This is a genomic window from Paraglaciecola sp. T6c (assembly GCF_000014225.1).
GTDB classification, from domain to species: Bacteria; Pseudomonadota; Gammaproteobacteria; order Enterobacterales; family Alteromonadaceae; genus Paraglaciecola; species Paraglaciecola atlantica_A.
The window spans coordinates 3363325-3379048 of record NC_008228.1 but is presented as its reverse complement, the minus strand read 5'-3'; the positions used below and the strand labels follow the sequence as shown (position 1 = coordinate 3379048).

14 protein-coding genes are annotated in these 15724 nt (G+C 44.8%); 12 read left to right on the top strand and 2 right to left on the bottom strand.

Translation table 11 applies throughout. From position 1 onward, the window contains the following. Positions 1-209: 209 nt before the first annotated feature. Entirely contained in the window at positions 210-545 is a 336-nt protein-coding gene (locus PATL_RS14235) for a hypothetical protein (RefSeq protein ID WP_011575552.1), read from the top strand. Positions 546-639: 94 nt separating this feature from the next. Here the strand turns inward: PATL_RS14235 and PATL_RS14230 are convergent, their stop codons facing one another. Then, a complete protein-coding gene (locus PATL_RS14230; protein ID WP_011575551.1) occupies positions 640-2814 on the bottom strand; it encodes a prolyl oligopeptidase family serine peptidase in 2175 nt (724 codons plus the stop codon). 341 nt (positions 2815-3155) lie between these two features. On the opposite strand from PATL_RS14230, the gene PATL_RS14225 reads away from it, so the two are divergent. After that, positions 3156-4772: a GMC family oxidoreductase gene (locus PATL_RS14225; protein ID WP_011575550.1), complete on the top strand. Its 1617-nt coding sequence runs from the start codon at positions 3156-3158 to the stop codon at positions 4770-4772. A 4-nt stretch (positions 4773-4776) separates the two neighbouring features. Here PATL_RS14225 and PATL_RS14220 read toward each other — a convergent pair whose 3' ends face one another. Next, complete coding sequence (locus PATL_RS14220; RefSeq protein WP_232283227.1) at positions 4777-5547, bottom strand: hypothetical protein; 771 nt, start codon at positions 5545-5547, stop codon at positions 4777-4779. A gap of 291 nt (positions 5548-5838) precedes the next feature. On the opposite strand from PATL_RS14220, the gene rimK reads away from it, so the two are divergent. From rimK to PATL_RS14165, 10 genes are all read left to right on the top strand, one after another. Next, positions 5839-6747, top strand: coding sequence for a 30S ribosomal protein S6--L-glutamate ligase (gene rimK, locus PATL_RS14215; protein WP_011575548.1), 909 nt, complete (start codon positions 5839-5841; stop codon positions 6745-6747). A gap of 2 nt (positions 6748-6749) precedes the next feature. Beyond that, positions 6750-7790: a succinylglutamate desuccinylase/aspartoacylase family protein gene (locus PATL_RS14210; RefSeq protein ID WP_011575547.1), complete on the top strand. Its 1041-nt coding sequence runs from the start codon at positions 6750-6752 to the stop codon at positions 7788-7790. A 234-nt stretch (positions 7791-8024) separates the two neighbouring features. Next, positions 8025-9494, top strand: coding sequence for an efflux RND transporter periplasmic adaptor subunit (locus tag PATL_RS14205; protein WP_011575546.1), 1470 nt, complete (start codon positions 8025-8027; stop codon positions 9492-9494). Next, positions 9494-10216 carry an ABC transporter ATP-binding protein gene (locus tag PATL_RS14200; RefSeq protein ID WP_011575545.1) on the top strand — a complete coding sequence of 241 codons (723 nt, stop codon included), beginning with the start codon at positions 9494-9496 and terminating at the stop codon, positions 10214-10216. The genes PATL_RS14205 and PATL_RS14200 overlap by 1 nt, the downstream gene beginning before the upstream one ends. After that, positions 10213-11442 carry an ABC transporter permease gene (locus PATL_RS14195; RefSeq protein WP_011575544.1) on the top strand — a complete coding sequence of 410 codons (1230 nt, stop codon included), beginning with the start codon at positions 10213-10215 and terminating at the stop codon, positions 11440-11442. Before PATL_RS14200 ends, PATL_RS14195 begins: the two co-directional genes overlap by 4 nt. Before the next feature lie 875 nt (positions 11443-12317). Beyond that, entirely contained in the window at positions 12318-12581 is a 264-nt protein-coding gene (locus tag PATL_RS14185; protein ID WP_011575543.1) for a hypothetical protein, read from the top strand. A 254-nt stretch (positions 12582-12835) separates the two neighbouring features. Further along, positions 12836-13432 carry a Crp/Fnr family transcriptional regulator gene (locus tag PATL_RS14180; RefSeq protein WP_011575542.1) on the top strand — a complete coding sequence of 199 codons (597 nt, stop codon included), beginning with the start codon at positions 12836-12838 and terminating at the stop codon, positions 13430-13432. Between the two features lie 96 nt (positions 13433-13528). Beyond that, complete coding sequence (locus tag PATL_RS14175; RefSeq protein WP_011575541.1) at positions 13529-14203, top strand: nitroreductase family protein; 675 nt, start codon at positions 13529-13531, stop codon at positions 14201-14203. Next, positions 14200-14673, top strand: coding sequence for a DMT family transporter (locus PATL_RS14170; protein ID WP_041713893.1), 474 nt, complete (start codon positions 14200-14202; stop codon positions 14671-14673). Before PATL_RS14175 ends, PATL_RS14170 begins: the two co-directional genes overlap by 4 nt. Positions 14674-14676: 3 nt before the next feature. Further along, positions 14677-15378 (top strand): GNAT family N-acetyltransferase, encoded by a 702-nt coding sequence (locus tag PATL_RS14165; RefSeq protein ID WP_011575539.1) that lies wholly within the window; start codon positions 14677-14679, stop codon positions 15376-15378. Positions 15379-15724: the final 346 nt, after the last annotated feature.

Sequence of the window (15724 nt, the reverse complement as noted above, 5' to 3'; positions counted from 1 at the left end):
CATGGATGGATGATAATGAGTATGAACGGACAATTTTCGCTATTTTAGCCTAAAGCGTGTTGTTAATTATATGCTTATGCTGCAGTTATTTATTGCGCTAGGGTAATGGTCCTAATACGAACGCCGCTCAATAATTAGCCACTCAGGGATTATTTATTGAAAAGGGTAGAAAGAGTAGAAAGGCTGTAAGGGGTAGAAAGGGAATAACAATGACTTGTGTAAAGCGTATGTTCTTGCGTGTCGCCATGCTTACTGTGATAGCAGGGAGCATATTCGTGGCTGGTTTTTTGTGGCTAGAGGCAAGAAAAGAGCTGGTTTATTTGTGTGACACTTTTTCTCAAGGGGAGAGCGTAAGCAGTGTGATAAGCCAATTGGATACGGGCCAATTTCTGCAGTACCGCGTTACTCATATTGAAGCTGATATGCATATTGAAGGGGCTACGCATATTGTTGCCACCAGTGAGTATCCCTTTTCAGGCTATGCCTGCGTGATTGAATTTGATGGGCAAGCAACTGTCCAACAGGCGTCGCTAGTGAAGCAGTAAGTCATAATAGAAAAAGCCAAAACAGCTCAGTAGCATGTTTTGGCTTTGTGACTGTTAGTTAATATTTGCGTTTTTATTGCGTTTTTATTGCGCCTTATTGCACCTTAATACCCATGTTGTAGAGGGTAAACCCAAAGATGTCGGCGTACTGCTCTATGGTTTTGCTGATAGGCGTACCTGCACCGTGACCAGCATTGGTTTCGATACGGATCAACATCGGGTTAGGGCCGGTATTTTTGGCTTGCAGCTGGGCGGCAAACTTAAACGAATGAGCGGGCACGACGCGATCATCATGATCGCCTGTTGTAATCAGTGTGGCAGGGTAGTTAACGCCTTCTCGCACGTTTTGCACCGGTGAGTAGGTCATCAAGTAATCAAACATTTCTTGGCTGTCTTCTGAGGTGCCGTAATCGTAAGCCCAGCCAGCGCCAGCAGTAAAGGTATGATAACGCAGCATGTCCAGCACACCTACAGCAGGCAGGGCAACTTTAAATAAGTCTGGGCGTTGAAGCATAGTGGCACCTACCAATAAACCACCATTTGAACCGCCGCGGATCGCCAAGTAATCAGGGCTAGTGTAGTTTTGCTCAATTAAATACTCGGCTGCCGCGATGAAGTCATCAAACACATTTTGCTTTTGCAATTTTGTGCCAGCGTCATGCCAGGCTTTACCGTATTCACCGCCGCCGCGCAAATTAGGTACCGCATACACTCCTCCTTGCTCAAGCCATGCAGCATTGACACTACTGAAAGCGGGTTGCAAGCTTATGTTAAAACCGCCGTAGCCATAGAGCATAGTTGGGTTGGTGCCATCCAGTTTTAGGCCTTTTTTATGGGTAATGATCATGGGGACTTTGGTGCCGTCTTTAGACGTGTAAAAGACCTGTTTAGATTCGTAAGCGTCGCTATCAAAATTCGCTTTCGACTTTAAATACACCGATGATTCGCCGCTTTCTACATTGAGGCTAAAGATCGTGCTCGGCGTTTTGTAGTTGGTGAAGCTATAGTAAAGAGTTTGTTGGTCTTTTTTGCCATCAAATCCACTGGCAGTGCCGACCCCTGGTAATGCGATTTCTCGCACCAACTTACCGCTCATATCAAGCTGCTTCACATTTGAAATAGCGTCCACCATGTAGCTGGCAAAAATGTATCCGCCGCCGGTAGATACGTCTAATACGTTGTCGGTTTGGGCAATAAAATCTTGCCAGTTCTCAGGCTGGGGCTGACCCGCATCAACAGAGACCACACGCTTATTGGGCGCATCTAAATTGGTCACAAACAACAAGGTGCTGCCTTCGTTATCAAGCAGGTTTGTGTCTGAATCTGTGTTTTCTAAGATGGTCACCAAAGGACTATCTGGTTCGCTTAAATCCTTTAAATACAGTTTGTTACCCGAGGTGGAAACGGCAGCACTGATTAATAAATAGCGGTTATCTTCGGTCACCTGGCCTGATACATAGCGATTTTTTTGCTCGTCAGTACCGCCAAAAACAAGGGTGTCTTGGGTTTGTTTATCGTTCAAACGATGGAAATACAGCTTGTGCTGGTCCGTTTTCGCAGACAGTTCACTGCCCTCTGGTTTGTCGTAGCTTGAATAATAAAAACCTTCATTACCTAACCAAGATATGCCACTGAATTTAATGTCTTTTAAGGTTTCGCTAACAGGCTGCATGGTTTCTACATCAATGGTGATCGCTTTACGCCAATCGCTGCCGCCTTCTGAAATCAAATAGGTAACTAAACTGCCGTCTTTTGAAAAATCGATGCTGGCCAATGAGGTCGTGCCATCATCACTAAATGAATTGGGATCTAAAAATACCTGAGCTTCGCCATCGTCCAATTGGCGATATAGCACGGCTTGGTTTTGCAGGCCGTCGTTCTTAAAGAAATAGGTGTATTTTCCTTCTTTGAATGGGGCGCCAACTTTTTCGTAGTCAAGCAACACTTTTAAGCGCTCTTTTAATTTATCGCGTGAAGGGACTTGCGCTAAGTAGGCTTGGGTCACGGCGTTTTCAGCTTTTACCCATTGCTCAGTTTCGCTGCTCATATCGTCTTCTAACCAGCGGTAAGGGTCGGCTACTTGCTTGCCGAAGTAGGTGTCGATTACGTCACCTTTTTGCGTTTTTGGATAAGATAAGTTCATTTCTTGTAATTGGTTACTCGTAATAGAAGTCTTCATTGTCGCTGGGGTTTGGTTAGCAGAATGGTTCGCGTTGCTACACCCCATAAGCATTGCGCTGATACTGACTGCGATAAGCGTTAATTTCATTTATTTACCCTGATATATGTCGTTTTTATAAATAAAGATGCGTCTTTTTATACGCATTCTTTGTTGATAGTACCTCAATCTACGTCTCTTTAATAAACCTCAAACTGTGTCCAAAAGTGTATAGGCAAGACTTATCCATATGAATTAGATTTGATAATAGTCAAAAGAAACAAGTGGTTATGTAAAATAATGAATGACAATTATTAACATCTGGTTTACATTGGCTGTGTTCGGCGAGCGAGATGAGCTGAACAGCGGCGGAATAGTCGAGGTATTAAGAGCACAATTAAGAAGGCGAACCTACCTCGACGCCTTTCTCTTTCTTCTTGGTATTTAACATCATGTCTTCAACAAATGTTTCCTCTTTTGATTTCATCATTGTTGGTGCAGGTTCAGCAGGATGTGCGTTAGCCGCGCGGTTGACTGAAAATAGTCACTATCGTGTGTGTCTTATTGAAGCGGGTGGTCAAGACTGCAATCCAATGATCCATATTCCGTTCGGGCTATCTCTATTATCTCGCTTTAAAAATATCAATTGGAATTTCAATACGACGGCTCAGGCTGGCTTGAATAACCGAGCCTTGTTTTGGCCAAGGGGAAAAACCTTAGGCGGCTCTAGCGCGATTAATGCCATGTGTTATGTGCGCGGTGTTCCCAAGGATTATGATCGTTGGCAACAAGAGGGTGCCTTAGGTTGGGATTGGGACGCAGTGTTGCCCTATTTTAAAAAATCTGAAGACCAACAGCGTGGAGCCGATGCCTATCATGGTACCGGTGGCCCTTTGTGTGTGGACGACCTACGCTTTGTCAATCCTATGTCGCAGACGTTTGTTGATGCAGCTCATGACGTTGGAGTGCCTATTAGCGAAGATTTTAATGGTGCTCAGCACGAGGGCTTAGGGATATATCAAGTCACGCATAAAGATGGTCAGCGCTGCTCTAGTGCTAAAGGCTATTTGGCTTTAGCACAAACCCGCGATAATTTTACCTTGATAACACAGGCGTTGGTCGAAAAAATCATCATTAAAGACAGCCGAGCAACAGGACTGACGTTGCGCATTAATGACAAGCTACACGTGCTTAACGCGACCAAAGAGGTACTGCTTTGCGCGGGCGCAATCAATTCACCTCAGCTATTAATGTTATCAGGGATCGGTCCGAAGCAGCATCTAGAGGACAAAGGTATTGAGGTGCTAAAGGATTTGCCCGGGGTCGGTCAAAATTTGCAGGATCACCTTGATGCGATCATTCAGTACCGCTGCCAATCTACACACAGTTATGCCATTTCGTTATCTAAGTTGCCACGTTATGTGAAGGCGGCTCTTCGTTATTGGCGCAAGCGCAGCGACATTTTTTCGTCAAATATCGCTGAAGCAGGTGGGTTTGTAAAAAGCCAGTTCGCTAGTTCATTGCCGGACATTCAATACCACTTTTTGCCGGCAATTTTACAAGATCATGGTCGACAAACTGCATTTGGTTATGGCTTTGGTTTGCACGTGTGTAATGTGTATCCTAAAAGCCGAGGTGAGATCACCCTTGCTTCAAGCGACCCAGCTGCCCCTGCGGTAATTGACCCGTGTTATCTGTCTCATCCTGACGACCAAAATGTGATGATCGATGGCATTAGACAAGGCCGAGAGATTTTACAATCCCGAGGGTTTCATGACTACCAAGGTAAAGAAGTGAAGCCCGGTGTTGCAATGCAAAGCGATGAGCAATTACTAGCGTTTTTAAAAGCGAATGCAGAAACGATTTATCACCCCGTGGGGACGTGCAAAATGGGCGCCGACACAGATGATATGGCGGTAGTAGACAATGTATTAAACGTGCGCGGAGTAGCGGGCTTACGGGTGGTTGATGCGTCAGTCATGCCCAGCATAATTGGGGGTAACACCAATGCACCTACTATTATGATTGCTGAGCGAGCAGCGGATTTTATTAAACAACATCATCGATAGGTGCCTAAGACCGTTTTTTAGGGTTAAAAAGTGTGGTGTGTAACAAACGACGTTTGTGGCGCAATTTTTGTTCTATCTGAGGTAACAAGGCCGCGTGCTTTTTGTGGATCACGTGGTAAAGAAAAATATTCCTTAATTTTACCATTTGCATCCCTTTAGGAATGATTTGCCGCTCGTCGATCATAAACGTGGCATATTCTACTTGCCCCGAGACAAGCATCTCTACTGTGTGTTGAATGACTTCGTCTTTTATTAGGGTTGCTCGAACATCTACTTCCTTAAGATATTCCAGTGCTCTGGCATTCGTTAGTAGGGTGTTTTGGCTGTTATCTAATACTGCTCGGTCGCACTCCACCTCTTGGATACATAGCAAGACTAACGTGGCGCGAATTAACTCGGGCTTAACCAGAACAAGATCGTCAAATGTGGTCACTACTTTGCCTAGTCGATAAGCGTCTCCATCGACTTTGCCTTTGCTTAGCAGTGTTATGCCTGTTAGTGCAGGTGTCGCAATGCTCTTAACGTTAAATCCAAGTTCTGTGTATATCTCTTGGATCACCTTTAGGTATGGCTCTGCGCCAGGATACTCAACATAGCTAAGGATGAATTGCTCTTTGAACGGGTTTTCCTCAACCGCCTGTATAATAGGCGCTTGTTGTGTGGCTGAATTTTCTTCAGTGGCAATATCCGCAGGAATTGTATTTGCAAACGCGAAAATGCTCGTCAGGGGTAACCCTAAAAGAAAGAATGTGCGTTGTAACAGATTAAAGGTCATAAATTTAGGCAATGTAATGTTCACAGAGAACGGGAGCAACGGCCGTCTTCTGGCGGCTCGATTTAGAGTCGCATAGTAACGCAAAAGCCAGAGGGAAAATGATGTTATTAGACAGATAGTGATGTAAATCAAATCCATACAGAGTGAATTTCTGTGATTAGCATATTATTTAAACGATACAGTGATGAATTACGCTGATCGTAAAACTAACTTGTATATTTTACACATCCTTGTGACTTATATTGATGTATTCACGTCTATTAGACTCATTCAAGCAAAGAAGAAAAAATAATGAAAATCGCGATTTTATCTCGCAACAAGAAACTGTACTCAACTCGTCGTTTACAAGAAGCTGCTTTGGCCCGCGGCCACGAAGTCGACATCATAGATACGTTGCATTGTTATATGGATATTTCAAGCAACAAGCCCTCTGTGCGCTTTAAAGGTGAACCTTTACCTCAATACGATGCCATTATTCCACGTATCGGAGCGTCGATAACGTTCTATGGCACGGCAGTCGTGCGTCAGTTTGAAATGATGGGCAGTTTTAGTGTCAACGAATCTGTCGCTATCAGCCGTTCACGAGATAAATTACGTTCAATGCAGTTACTGTCACGCAAAGGTATCGGTCTGCCGCGTACGGGGTTTGCTCACAGCCCAGATAACATCAAAGATTTGATTGCCAATGTCGGTGGCGCGCCGGTCGTGATTAAATTGCTTGAAGGCACGCAAGGTATAGGCGTGGTATTAGCAGATACCAACAAAGCTGCAGAAAGTATTGTTGAAGCCTTTATGGGTATAAAAGCCAACATTTTAGTACAGGAATACATTAAAGAAGCGGGCGGTGCCGATATACGCTGTTTCGTGGTGGGCGGTAAAGTGGTTGCTGCCATGAAGCGCCAAGGCGCACCGGGGGAGTTTCGTTCTAACTTGCACCGAGGTGGCAGCGCGGCTTTGGTTAAATTGACGGCGGTTGAACGAGCAACGGCTGTCTCTGCTGCTGGCGCGATGGGCCTAAACGTGTGTGGTGTTGATTTACTGCGCTCAAGTCATGGCCCTGTTGTCATGGAAGTTAACTCTTCCCCCGGCCTTGAAGGAATTGAAGCAGCAACTTCAAAAGATGTGGCCAACATGATCATTGAATTTATAGAGAACAAAAAATCTAAGCCACACAGCACCAAGACTCGAGGTAACGGTTAATCATGGTAAAAGCAGCCCCATTAAAGATCGGCGATAACATTATTGAGCCGGGCACGCGTACTAAGCTACAGCTGTCTGCTGCACGCTTGTACACAGATACCGATATGTCTATTCCGGTTGAAGTGATTCGGGCTAAAAAGGAAGGGCCCACTGTGTTTATCAGTGCTGCCATTCACGGTGATGAACTAAACGGGATCGAGATAGTACGTCGCGTGCTAGATTCCCCATCATTTAAATTGATTGCAGGCACGGTGATCGCAGTGCCTATGGTGAATGTGTATGGCATGTTGATGCAAAGCCGTTACATGCCAGACCGGCGCGATTTAAACCGCAGCTTTCCTGGCTCGCCAAATGGTTCGTTGACTTCGCGCTTGGCGCATATGTTTTTAACGGAAATCGCAGCTAAGTGCGAATATGGCATTGATTTACATACCGGGGCGATTCATCGCAGTAATTTGCCGCAAATCCGAGCCAATTTAAAGGACCCGAAAACGGCCGAGTTAGCCCATGCGTTTGGCGTACCCGTATTGCTTAACTCAGACTTGCGGGATGGTTCACTGCGCCAAGCAGCGGATGAAACAGGGACTAAAATCTTATTGTATGAGGCAGGTGAAGCATTGCGTTTTGATGAATTGTCTATACGCGCTGGGGTCAAGGGCATTTTCAATGTGTTGGCGTCGCTAGGTGTGGTATCAAAACGTCGTCGTACGTTGCCTAAAATTGAGCCGCTGGTGGCTTATAAAAGTTCTTGGTTACGGGCGCCTGAAAGCGGCATAGTGCGGGATCGTAAAAGCTTAGGTGATTATGTGAAACGCGGCGATGTGCTTGCAGATGTATGCAGCCCAACGGGCACCTACAGCGAGCCTCTAATAGCTAATCGCTCCGGGATCATCATTGGTAAGCAGAATATTCCTTTGGTGCAAGAAGGGGATGCTATGTTCCATATTGCCTTGTTTGACGACCCCAAAGATGTGGTGGATAACATGGACCAATTGCAGGAAAACTTAATGCCGGATATCGACCCACAAAGTGCGCCAGTGTAACGTCGTGATCAGCCATTCTTCGTATACTAAAACGTCACATGAGTGGCGTTTTTTTTGGGTGACAAGCCGTGTCTTGCCGTTGCTCAAGCACCCTTTAGCGAATGTTGTGCACAGGCTTGATGGTCAAAATCACAACTTTAGATAACTTTACATTCCCTTTACAGTAATTATCGCTGATAAGTGATTTAATTCGCTCATATTTTAGTATTTCATTAGATTATTAAACAGAACTGTATGAACAAAGAAAGGTTAGTAAAAGGGTTGGTTATCGCGGTTGTCGCACTGGTTGCTGTGTGGTGGTTCACTGAGCCTTCACAGTCAGATGAACGCATTGTCTATCATACTCAACCACTGTCTTTAGGGGACATTGAAAGTACAGTTAACTCATCTGGAACGATTTCTCCTGTGGTCACCGTCTTAGTTGGCTCGGAATTATCAGGCCTAATCTCTCAGTTAAATGCGGATTTCAATGACGAGGTGAGCAGTGGGCAAGTGATCGCGCGCATTGATGATCGCACTATTTTATCAAGGCTACGCCAAAGCGAAGCTGACCTTGCGTCATCTAAAGCCTCTTTGACACAGTTAAAAGCGGCGCTTAAAAAAGCCCAGACTGAGGCCACCTTGGCCCAGCGGGAGTTCAACCGAACCAAAGAGCTTAAAGATAAAAATCTTGTTAGCGCATCAGAATTAGACATCAGCGAAACCAACAATGCGCTAGCCAAAGTAGCTATCGAAACAGCACAGGCGGCTATCTTGGTAGGAGAAGCACAAGTTGAACAATCGCAGTCAAATCTTGAACAAACAAAGCTTGATTTAGACCGTACCTATATTCGCTCACCCGTTGATGGCGTGGTTATTGATCGTCAAGTAGACACGGGCCAAACAGTTTCTGCGAGCTTATCGGCCCCCACTTTGTTTTCTATCGCGCAAGACTTAGTGAAAATGCAAATTGAAGCCGATGTGGATGAAGCAGACATAGGGCGCATCGCAAAAGACCAAAAGGTTAACTTTACCGTAGATGCGTTCCCTGAACGCAAGTTTGCCGGGGTAGTCAGTCAGGTAAGAAAAGCGGCCACCGTGACCAATAACGTGGTGACCTACAAAGTGATTATCAGTGTTGAAAACGAGCAACTACTCTTGTTACCCGGTATGACCGCCAATGTAGACGTGATATTGGGTGAGCGCAAAAATGTCTTACGCGTGCCCAATTCAGCCCTGCGTTTTACGCCAGAGGGAACAACGTCGAACACGGATTCAGGTAAAGGTGGGGCAGGTGATTCTGTCGCTCAGCTTGCGCAGCAACTTGGGTTAAATGATTCACAACAGGCACAAGTAGCAACCGTCATGGAAAACATGCGCGATGCGATGCAAGCTGCACGTAAATCATCTCCTAGGGGCGGTCCAGGCGGTTCACCAAATGACGCTATAAAGAAAATTCGTAGCAAGATGAATATTGAGCTGCAAAGTATTTTAACCCCAGACCAGATGGCGCAATTTAAGGCGCAAGGCCAGACACGAAATGCACAGCGCAAAGCAGGCGACGGGGATTTACAGCCAGGTACGGTGTGGGTATTACGTGACGGTGAGCCTAGTAAAGTGAACGTGGGCATCGGGATCGCAGATTTAGAATACAGCGAGATCCGCGCTCGGGATTTACAAGCGGGTGATGAGGTGATTGTTCGCGCCCAAAAGGTAGCTGAGTGATGTCGCAACCGTTGCTAAAAGTACGACAGGCGAAAAAGGTTTATACCATGGGGGATGAAAAGGTATGGGCGCTAAAAGGTGTTGATTTAGATATTCATCAAGGTGAATTTGTGGCCATCATGGGCAGCTCTGGCTCAGGTAAATCTACCATGATGAATTTGCTCGGGTGTTTAGATATTGCCAGTGAAGGCAGTATTGCTTTTGCGGGCCAAGAATTATCAACCCTAAGTAAAAATGAATTGGCCAGCGTGCGCAATCAGCGTATTGGCTTTGTGTTTCAGCAATTTAATTTATTACCCAGAACCAGTGCCTTAGACAACGTCACTTTGCCACTGTTGTATAGCAAAGTGCCAGAAGCAGATTGGCACTCGCGTGCTCGGCAATGCCTTGAAAGCGTTGGGCTTGCGTCACGTATGGATCATCATCCTGGGCAACTTTCAGGTGGCCAACAACAGCGAGTAGCGATTGCGCGTGCACTGATCAACGACCCGTTGATGATATTGGCTGATGAGCCTACAGGTGCCCTTGATACGCAAACGGGCTTAGAAGTGATGGCGCTTTTTCAAGGGCTTAATCAACAAGGAAAGACCATTATCTTGGTGACCCACGAGCCGGAAATTGCTCAATTTGCTAAGCGTAAACTGACTTTTCGCGATGGAGAGCTCATCAGTGACGAGCAAAATACCAATGTGCGTCAGGCGGCGTTAGAGGGCAACGTATGAAAATTGTTATCTTATTGAAAACCGCCATCACCGCCTTAAAAGTCAATGTATTGCGTAGCTGTCTAACTATGCTGGGGATCATTATCGGTGTAGCTGCTGTCATTATTATGGTGGCGATGGGCGCAGGCGCTCAGCAAAAAGTGGACGAGCAAATTAAATCCTTGGGAGGCAATGTGTTTTTTGTCACCGGATCTTTTCGACAAAGCGGTGGAGCGCGCTCTGCATCCGTGGTCAAAATTAATGAAGACGACGCAAATCTTATAGAAAAACAAGTACCAGGGGTCGAAGCTGCAGCGCCTTACCTGTCTGCCTCGGGTCAGGTCATTTTTGGTAATCTAAACTGGTCCACTGAAATAAACGGGATCGATAATCGTTATTTTTTGGTGCGAGATTGGGACATGGCCAACGGGCGAGAATTCACCAGCGCCGAAATTAATCGTGGCAGCAAAGTGGCAATAATCGGAGAGCGCTTGCGCAGCGAGCTATTTGGCGCCAGCGACCCTATCGGTCAGACGGTACGTGTCACTAATTTTAATGTCACCATTATTGGGGTGCTCGCAGCCAAAGGGCAAGATGCCAGAGGCCAAGATCAAGATGATGTGATTTTTTTACCAATTAAAACCGTGCGCAATAAGATAACAGGAGTCAGTGCTACCAACCCTAAATCAGTAAGCTTTATTCAAGTCAGTGCCTATGATGGCGAAGACATGGATTATATCGAAGAAGAGATGTCACGCTTATTGCGCCAGCGTATGCGCATTCCAGTGGGCGGTGATGACATGTTCCGTATTCGCAATGTATCCGAAATGATTGCCACGCGGGCGGAAACTATTCAGGTCTTCAATACCTTGCTGGCTTGGGTTGCCTCGGTAAGCCTGGTCGTTGGCGGTATCGGTATTATGAATATTATGTTGGTGTCGGTCACTGAGCGTACCCGAGAAATTGGCTTGCGTATGGCGGTGGGGGCCAAGCCTTCGGATATACTGTATCAATTCTTGATTGAATCCATTGTATTGTGCGGCTTGGGTGGCTTTATTGGTGTCATGATAGCCAACGGTTTTGTCTTTATGGGCAATCAATATGGGATTGGGGCAGGGGGGATCATTGAAACACAAGTAGTACTGTTAAGTTTAGGCTTCTCAGGGCTTATTGGGGTATTTTTCGGTTACTACCCAGCCCTGAAAGCATCGCGATTAGCACCGATTGACGCCCTGCGTTACGAGTAGTACCGCCTAGTAAAAGACCAGCCCAACCGATTTTGGCGCCTATACCTTTAACAATCTTTAATAATCACGAGAAAGCGGATCACTTATACAAGTGAGCCGCTTTCTCGTTATATCCTATCTATTTTAATCCTTGTCGTTTTGCTGTTGGGCAATCCCGTTCACACAGATTGCAAACGCGATTTGATAACCATACGGGGATAACCGTCTGATTTACGTGTAATTTTTTCAACGTTATTTGCCCGAGTTACCGAGTGACGCTTGCGTTTACGGCATCTGTTTAATTCTAACTGCCTGCCAAGGCTGATGGTTGCTCGCCTTCACTGATATTCCTCATTTGGTATGGTTTCTGCTAAATCCCGCTCAAAACAACATAACGTTTGAGAAGGCCAGCAGGTCAAAATACCTGCGCTAAGGCTTCAAAGCTCTATGTTTTAACAGTAAAAAATAATGAAATGACGCGCGAGGGTTTACCTGTGGTAGTGACGGAATTAACAATTGGTGTATTTTTACTTTTAGTGGCTTCTTTGTTGGTGATACAAGGCAGTCGGCTTCAGTTAATACAAAAGGGCAACACCAGAATAAGCAAAGAACGACTGAATAACCGCGGTAGAATAATGACGTTAACGGGAATGGTGTTAATTATTCTGAAAGTCTATGAATTAACACAATTCTTTTATCAGTGATGCCATCCTAAAGGCCTGCTAAGGGGGTAAGGCGCAGTAGCCGCTTTGGCTTATTTCAAATCTCGTTCTCGTCTCTTTATGCCCTGTTCTTCCCTCAAATGTATTGAAAGCAATTGTGCACTTGGCCTGTCTTGTACAATACGAACCAATGCTAGCGGCGTAGCCGAATAAGCCAGAACAGGAACAGAGTTAATGTGTAGTTCACCAAAAAGCAGCGGCTCAAGACGACCACGCAGCGCCCCAAGTAAAAGCCTAGCAGAGAGTTTTAGTTCAGAGCAGCGGGCGCGTTTCACGCAAGTAGCCAATCAAGCTGAGCAAAGAAGAGCACAGCGTGTAGCGACCAACAAACGCTGGAAACAAGCCCAAGCTGACAAGGCAAGTACTATAAAGAGCAACATAAAGCCTGAGCAAAGCAAAATTCCCATCGTTAAAAAAGTACTGCAGATTTTTTCATAAGTACGCTTTGTCATTAAGCTCATTTAATAACTCGGCCTAACGCAGCTAAAGGCGCCAGTATCAAAAAGGCAGAAAACGGCCTATTGCCAACCTAAGGGAGCTCGATTGATAAGTTGGTTTGAGCACATTGCCGCTATTTCAACGAATCTCACCGTCAGTTTACGTGGCCCCGCAATTGCCGCCGTTTCTATTCTTATAAAACATCGGCAAAAATGATATAAATCTGCCATTAAATCAATTCGATAAGTCATTTAATGAGCAGCGCATTTAACCACCTTCAACACACACTCAATCAATATCACGTTTTACCTGAAGACACATGGCAAACCTATGTTGCTTGTTGCACAGTGAAACATTTAGATAAGGGGCAAATTTTCTGTGCAATCGGTGAAAAACCCACAAGTTTGGCATTTATTCACCAAGGGCTAATGCGCGCTTATGTCATCGACGAACATGGGAACGAATATAATAAAAACTTTTTTTCGGAAGGGCGTTTTCCCGGCTGTATGAGTGCGCTACTTAATGACCAGCCTAGCGAATTAGAGTTACAAGCGTTAGAGCCGTGCCAAATTATCGAAATTCATCACGCAAAATTTCGCCTTGCGTTAATGAATAATATGGACTTAATGAAGTTTCAGATTAATTATCTTGAAACCCATTGGGTGTTAGAAAAAGAACCTAAAGAAATTGGCTATTTACAACACGAAGCGAGAGCCCGATATGTGACGTTTTTAGATAAGTATCAACACATATTGCCTCGTTTGCCTCAGTATCATATTGCCAGTTATTTAGGCATTACCCCTACCCAATTGAGCCGTATAAAAAAAGAAATCAAACAAGCTGAAAAATAAAAAGGAAGACAATAATAAGAATTATCAACATATGTAAAGGAGTGGCTTAGTACCTTTGAGTAAACTGCAAGCATCATTACTCATTCGGAATACACCATGTCACAAAGCATCTCACTTAATACGCCACTTCATACGCCACTTAATACATCACTGAATGACGCCCTTAATTGGCGCTATGCAGTGAATAAGTTTGCGCACAGCATCTTGAGTTCAGAGCAACTAAACCATTTAATTGAAAGTGTCCGTTTAGCGCCTTCTGCTTATGGAATACAGCCTTACCAACTTCTGGTGATCAGCAACCCAGAAACAAAACAAGCTTGTTTACCTTTCAGTTATGGTCAAGACAAAGTCGCAAAATGTTCGCATCTATTGGTACTTGCCCATAAAACAAACGTCACCCAGCAAGACATTGCCCACTTTATTGAGCAACTGGCAAAAACGCAAAATAAGACGGCTCACCAGTTATCGACTTATCAAACGCAAATTCAGGCTGACTTATTATCCCGTTCATCTGAGGAACAAAATAATTGGGCACAACAACAAACGTATATCGCACTTGGCATATTACTCGCCAGTGCGGCAGCCAGTTTTATTGATGCATGCCCTATGACTGGTTTTGAAGTCGATGGCATTAACGAGGTGCTGCAATTAAACCAAAAAGGTTTAAGTGCAGCGGTGTTATGCCCAGTGGGCATACGGGCCGAGAATGACGTTTCAGCACAGCGTACTAAACACCGCATTAGCCAGGATCAACTTGTAGTAAACCTATGATTAATTTCATTTTATTAGCCCTTTTTGCTGGTGCTTGTATCGCAATGCAAGCGGCCATGAATGCACAACTAGGACAAATATTTAGTAATAGTTTACTGGCAACTACTTATGCTTTTTTCACCAGCTTTATTTTGGTGGCCTCTATCACACTCTTGTATACCGTCTACAGACAAGTGCCAGTAGAGCAAACAGAGCTTGTTTTATCACTTAACGAGCGTCTGCACCGAGTGCCTTGGTACTTATGGGGATCGTGCATATTGAGTGTTATTGGAGTAGGGAGCTTTTATTTTTTAATCCCCAAAATGGGCGTGGGAAACATGATGACCTACGCCTTAACAGGTCAAATTTTAGTGGCTATGTTCATCAGTCATTTTGGTCTCTTTGATAGCCCAATTAAAATGTTATCTGCCAGTAAACTGTTAGGCACAGCCTTACTCATTACTGGCGTCGTACTCATTAACAAGGAGTAAAGAATGAACAATGCAATGAAAAGAACCCTAGATAAAAACTTAAACAATTTAAATCTTTATTGGCAGGCGCTAAATCCCCAAGAACAAGATGGTCTGTTTACGCATACGAGTTGGCCAAATAAACAATGGTGTGCTGACTTTAGTTTACCTAGCCATGTTGCTCTACCACCGGGAAAAGTGTTTAGCACTGTATCCGAACAACATGCCTTAGAGGGCTCTAACCTCTCAATTCAAGGCCTGCTCGTCATAATGAATTTGCCTATCGATACCCAAACAATCACCCAAAAGCCAAGTACTCAGGCACCACAGCAGATCAAAAGGTTGACGTGTGAAGAGGATGCATCAGATTGGGCGAGCGCTTGTGGTTTGGCATTTGGTTATGATGTTGACGCTAAGGTAATACAAGGTTTACTTAAAGACCCTAACGCCAGTGTTTTGGCCTACATCATTGATAATAAAATTGCAGGCACTGCAATCACTTATCACACCGGTGACACGTTAGGGGTTCACCAAGTTGGCACAGTACCAAGCTACAGAAAAATGGGCGTGGCAGCAGCCTTAATGCAGTACTTAATTCATCAAGCACAACACGATGGCATTGACTACATGAGCCTACAGGCCTCACAAGCGGGCATTCATTTATATGAAAAGTTAGGCTTTAAAGCCCTGACCAAGATAACGAGTTTAGTTTCAGCACAACAGTAGGTTACAGCGGTAGTATTGATGTTCACCGCAATCGATGGGGCTAAAGACGTGAATTTATCCCAGGCTCATTCGGTAAGAAATAAAAGTACTATATGCGGGATTCTCATTAATAAGCGTTGTACGTAAAGGTAAAATATGGAAACCGATATAAAAAAGTGTGGCGAGCATTGAGGCCAACAGTCAAAGTAGGCATGAATGTGCTTTTGACCCTTCGAACTAACGCTAGGCCAGTCGAAACTGATTCCATCCTACTGCGGGATCCACCCTAAGCTACAACACCATATCGCAGGCTAGATGATGGAACATATCAAGATTGCGTTATTAATATGGCCTGATGGCACCTATG

Bases quoted from the DNA above. Each gene is read 5' to 3' on its own strand.
- PATL_RS14235 (WP_011575552.1), top strand. From the start codon at position 210: ATGACTTGTGTAAAGCGTATGTTCTTGCGTGTCGCCATGCTTACTGTG.
- PATL_RS14230 (WP_011575551.1), bottom strand. From the start codon at position 2,814: ATGAAATTAACGCTTATCGCAGTCAGTATCAGCGCAATGCTTATGGGG.
- PATL_RS14225 (WP_011575550.1), top strand. From the start codon at position 3,156: ATGTCTTCAACAAATGTTTCCTCTTTTGATTTCATCATTGTTGGTGCA.
- PATL_RS14220 (WP_232283227.1), bottom strand. From the start codon at position 5,547: ATGACCTTTAATCTGTTACAACGCACATTCTTTCTTTTAGGGTTACCC.
- rimK (WP_011575548.1), top strand. From the start codon at position 5,839: ATGAAAATCGCGATTTTATCTCGCAACAAGAAACTGTACTCAACTCGT.
- PATL_RS14210 (WP_011575547.1), top strand. From the start codon at position 6,750: ATGGTAAAAGCAGCCCCATTAAAGATCGGCGATAACATTATTGAGCCG.
- PATL_RS14205 (WP_011575546.1), top strand. From the start codon at position 8,025: ATGAACAAAGAAAGGTTAGTAAAAGGGTTGGTTATCGCGGTTGTCGCA.
- PATL_RS14200 (WP_011575545.1), top strand. From the start codon at position 9,494: ATGTCGCAACCGTTGCTAAAAGTACGACAGGCGAAAAAGGTTTATACC.
- PATL_RS14195 (WP_011575544.1), top strand. From the start codon at position 10,213: ATGAAAATTGTTATCTTATTGAAAACCGCCATCACCGCCTTAAAAGTC.
- PATL_RS14185 (WP_011575543.1), top strand. From the start codon at position 12,318: ATGTGTAGTTCACCAAAAAGCAGCGGCTCAAGACGACCACGCAGCGCC.
- PATL_RS14180 (WP_011575542.1), top strand. From the start codon at position 12,836: ATGAGCAGCGCATTTAACCACCTTCAACACACACTCAATCAATATCAC.
- PATL_RS14175 (WP_011575541.1), top strand. From the start codon at position 13,529: ATGTCACAAAGCATCTCACTTAATACGCCACTTCATACGCCACTTAAT.
- PATL_RS14170 (WP_041713893.1), top strand. From the start codon at position 14,200: ATGATTAATTTCATTTTATTAGCCCTTTTTGCTGGTGCTTGTATCGCA.
- PATL_RS14165 (WP_011575539.1), top strand. From the start codon at position 14,677: ATGAACAATGCAATGAAAAGAACCCTAGATAAAAACTTAAACAATTTA.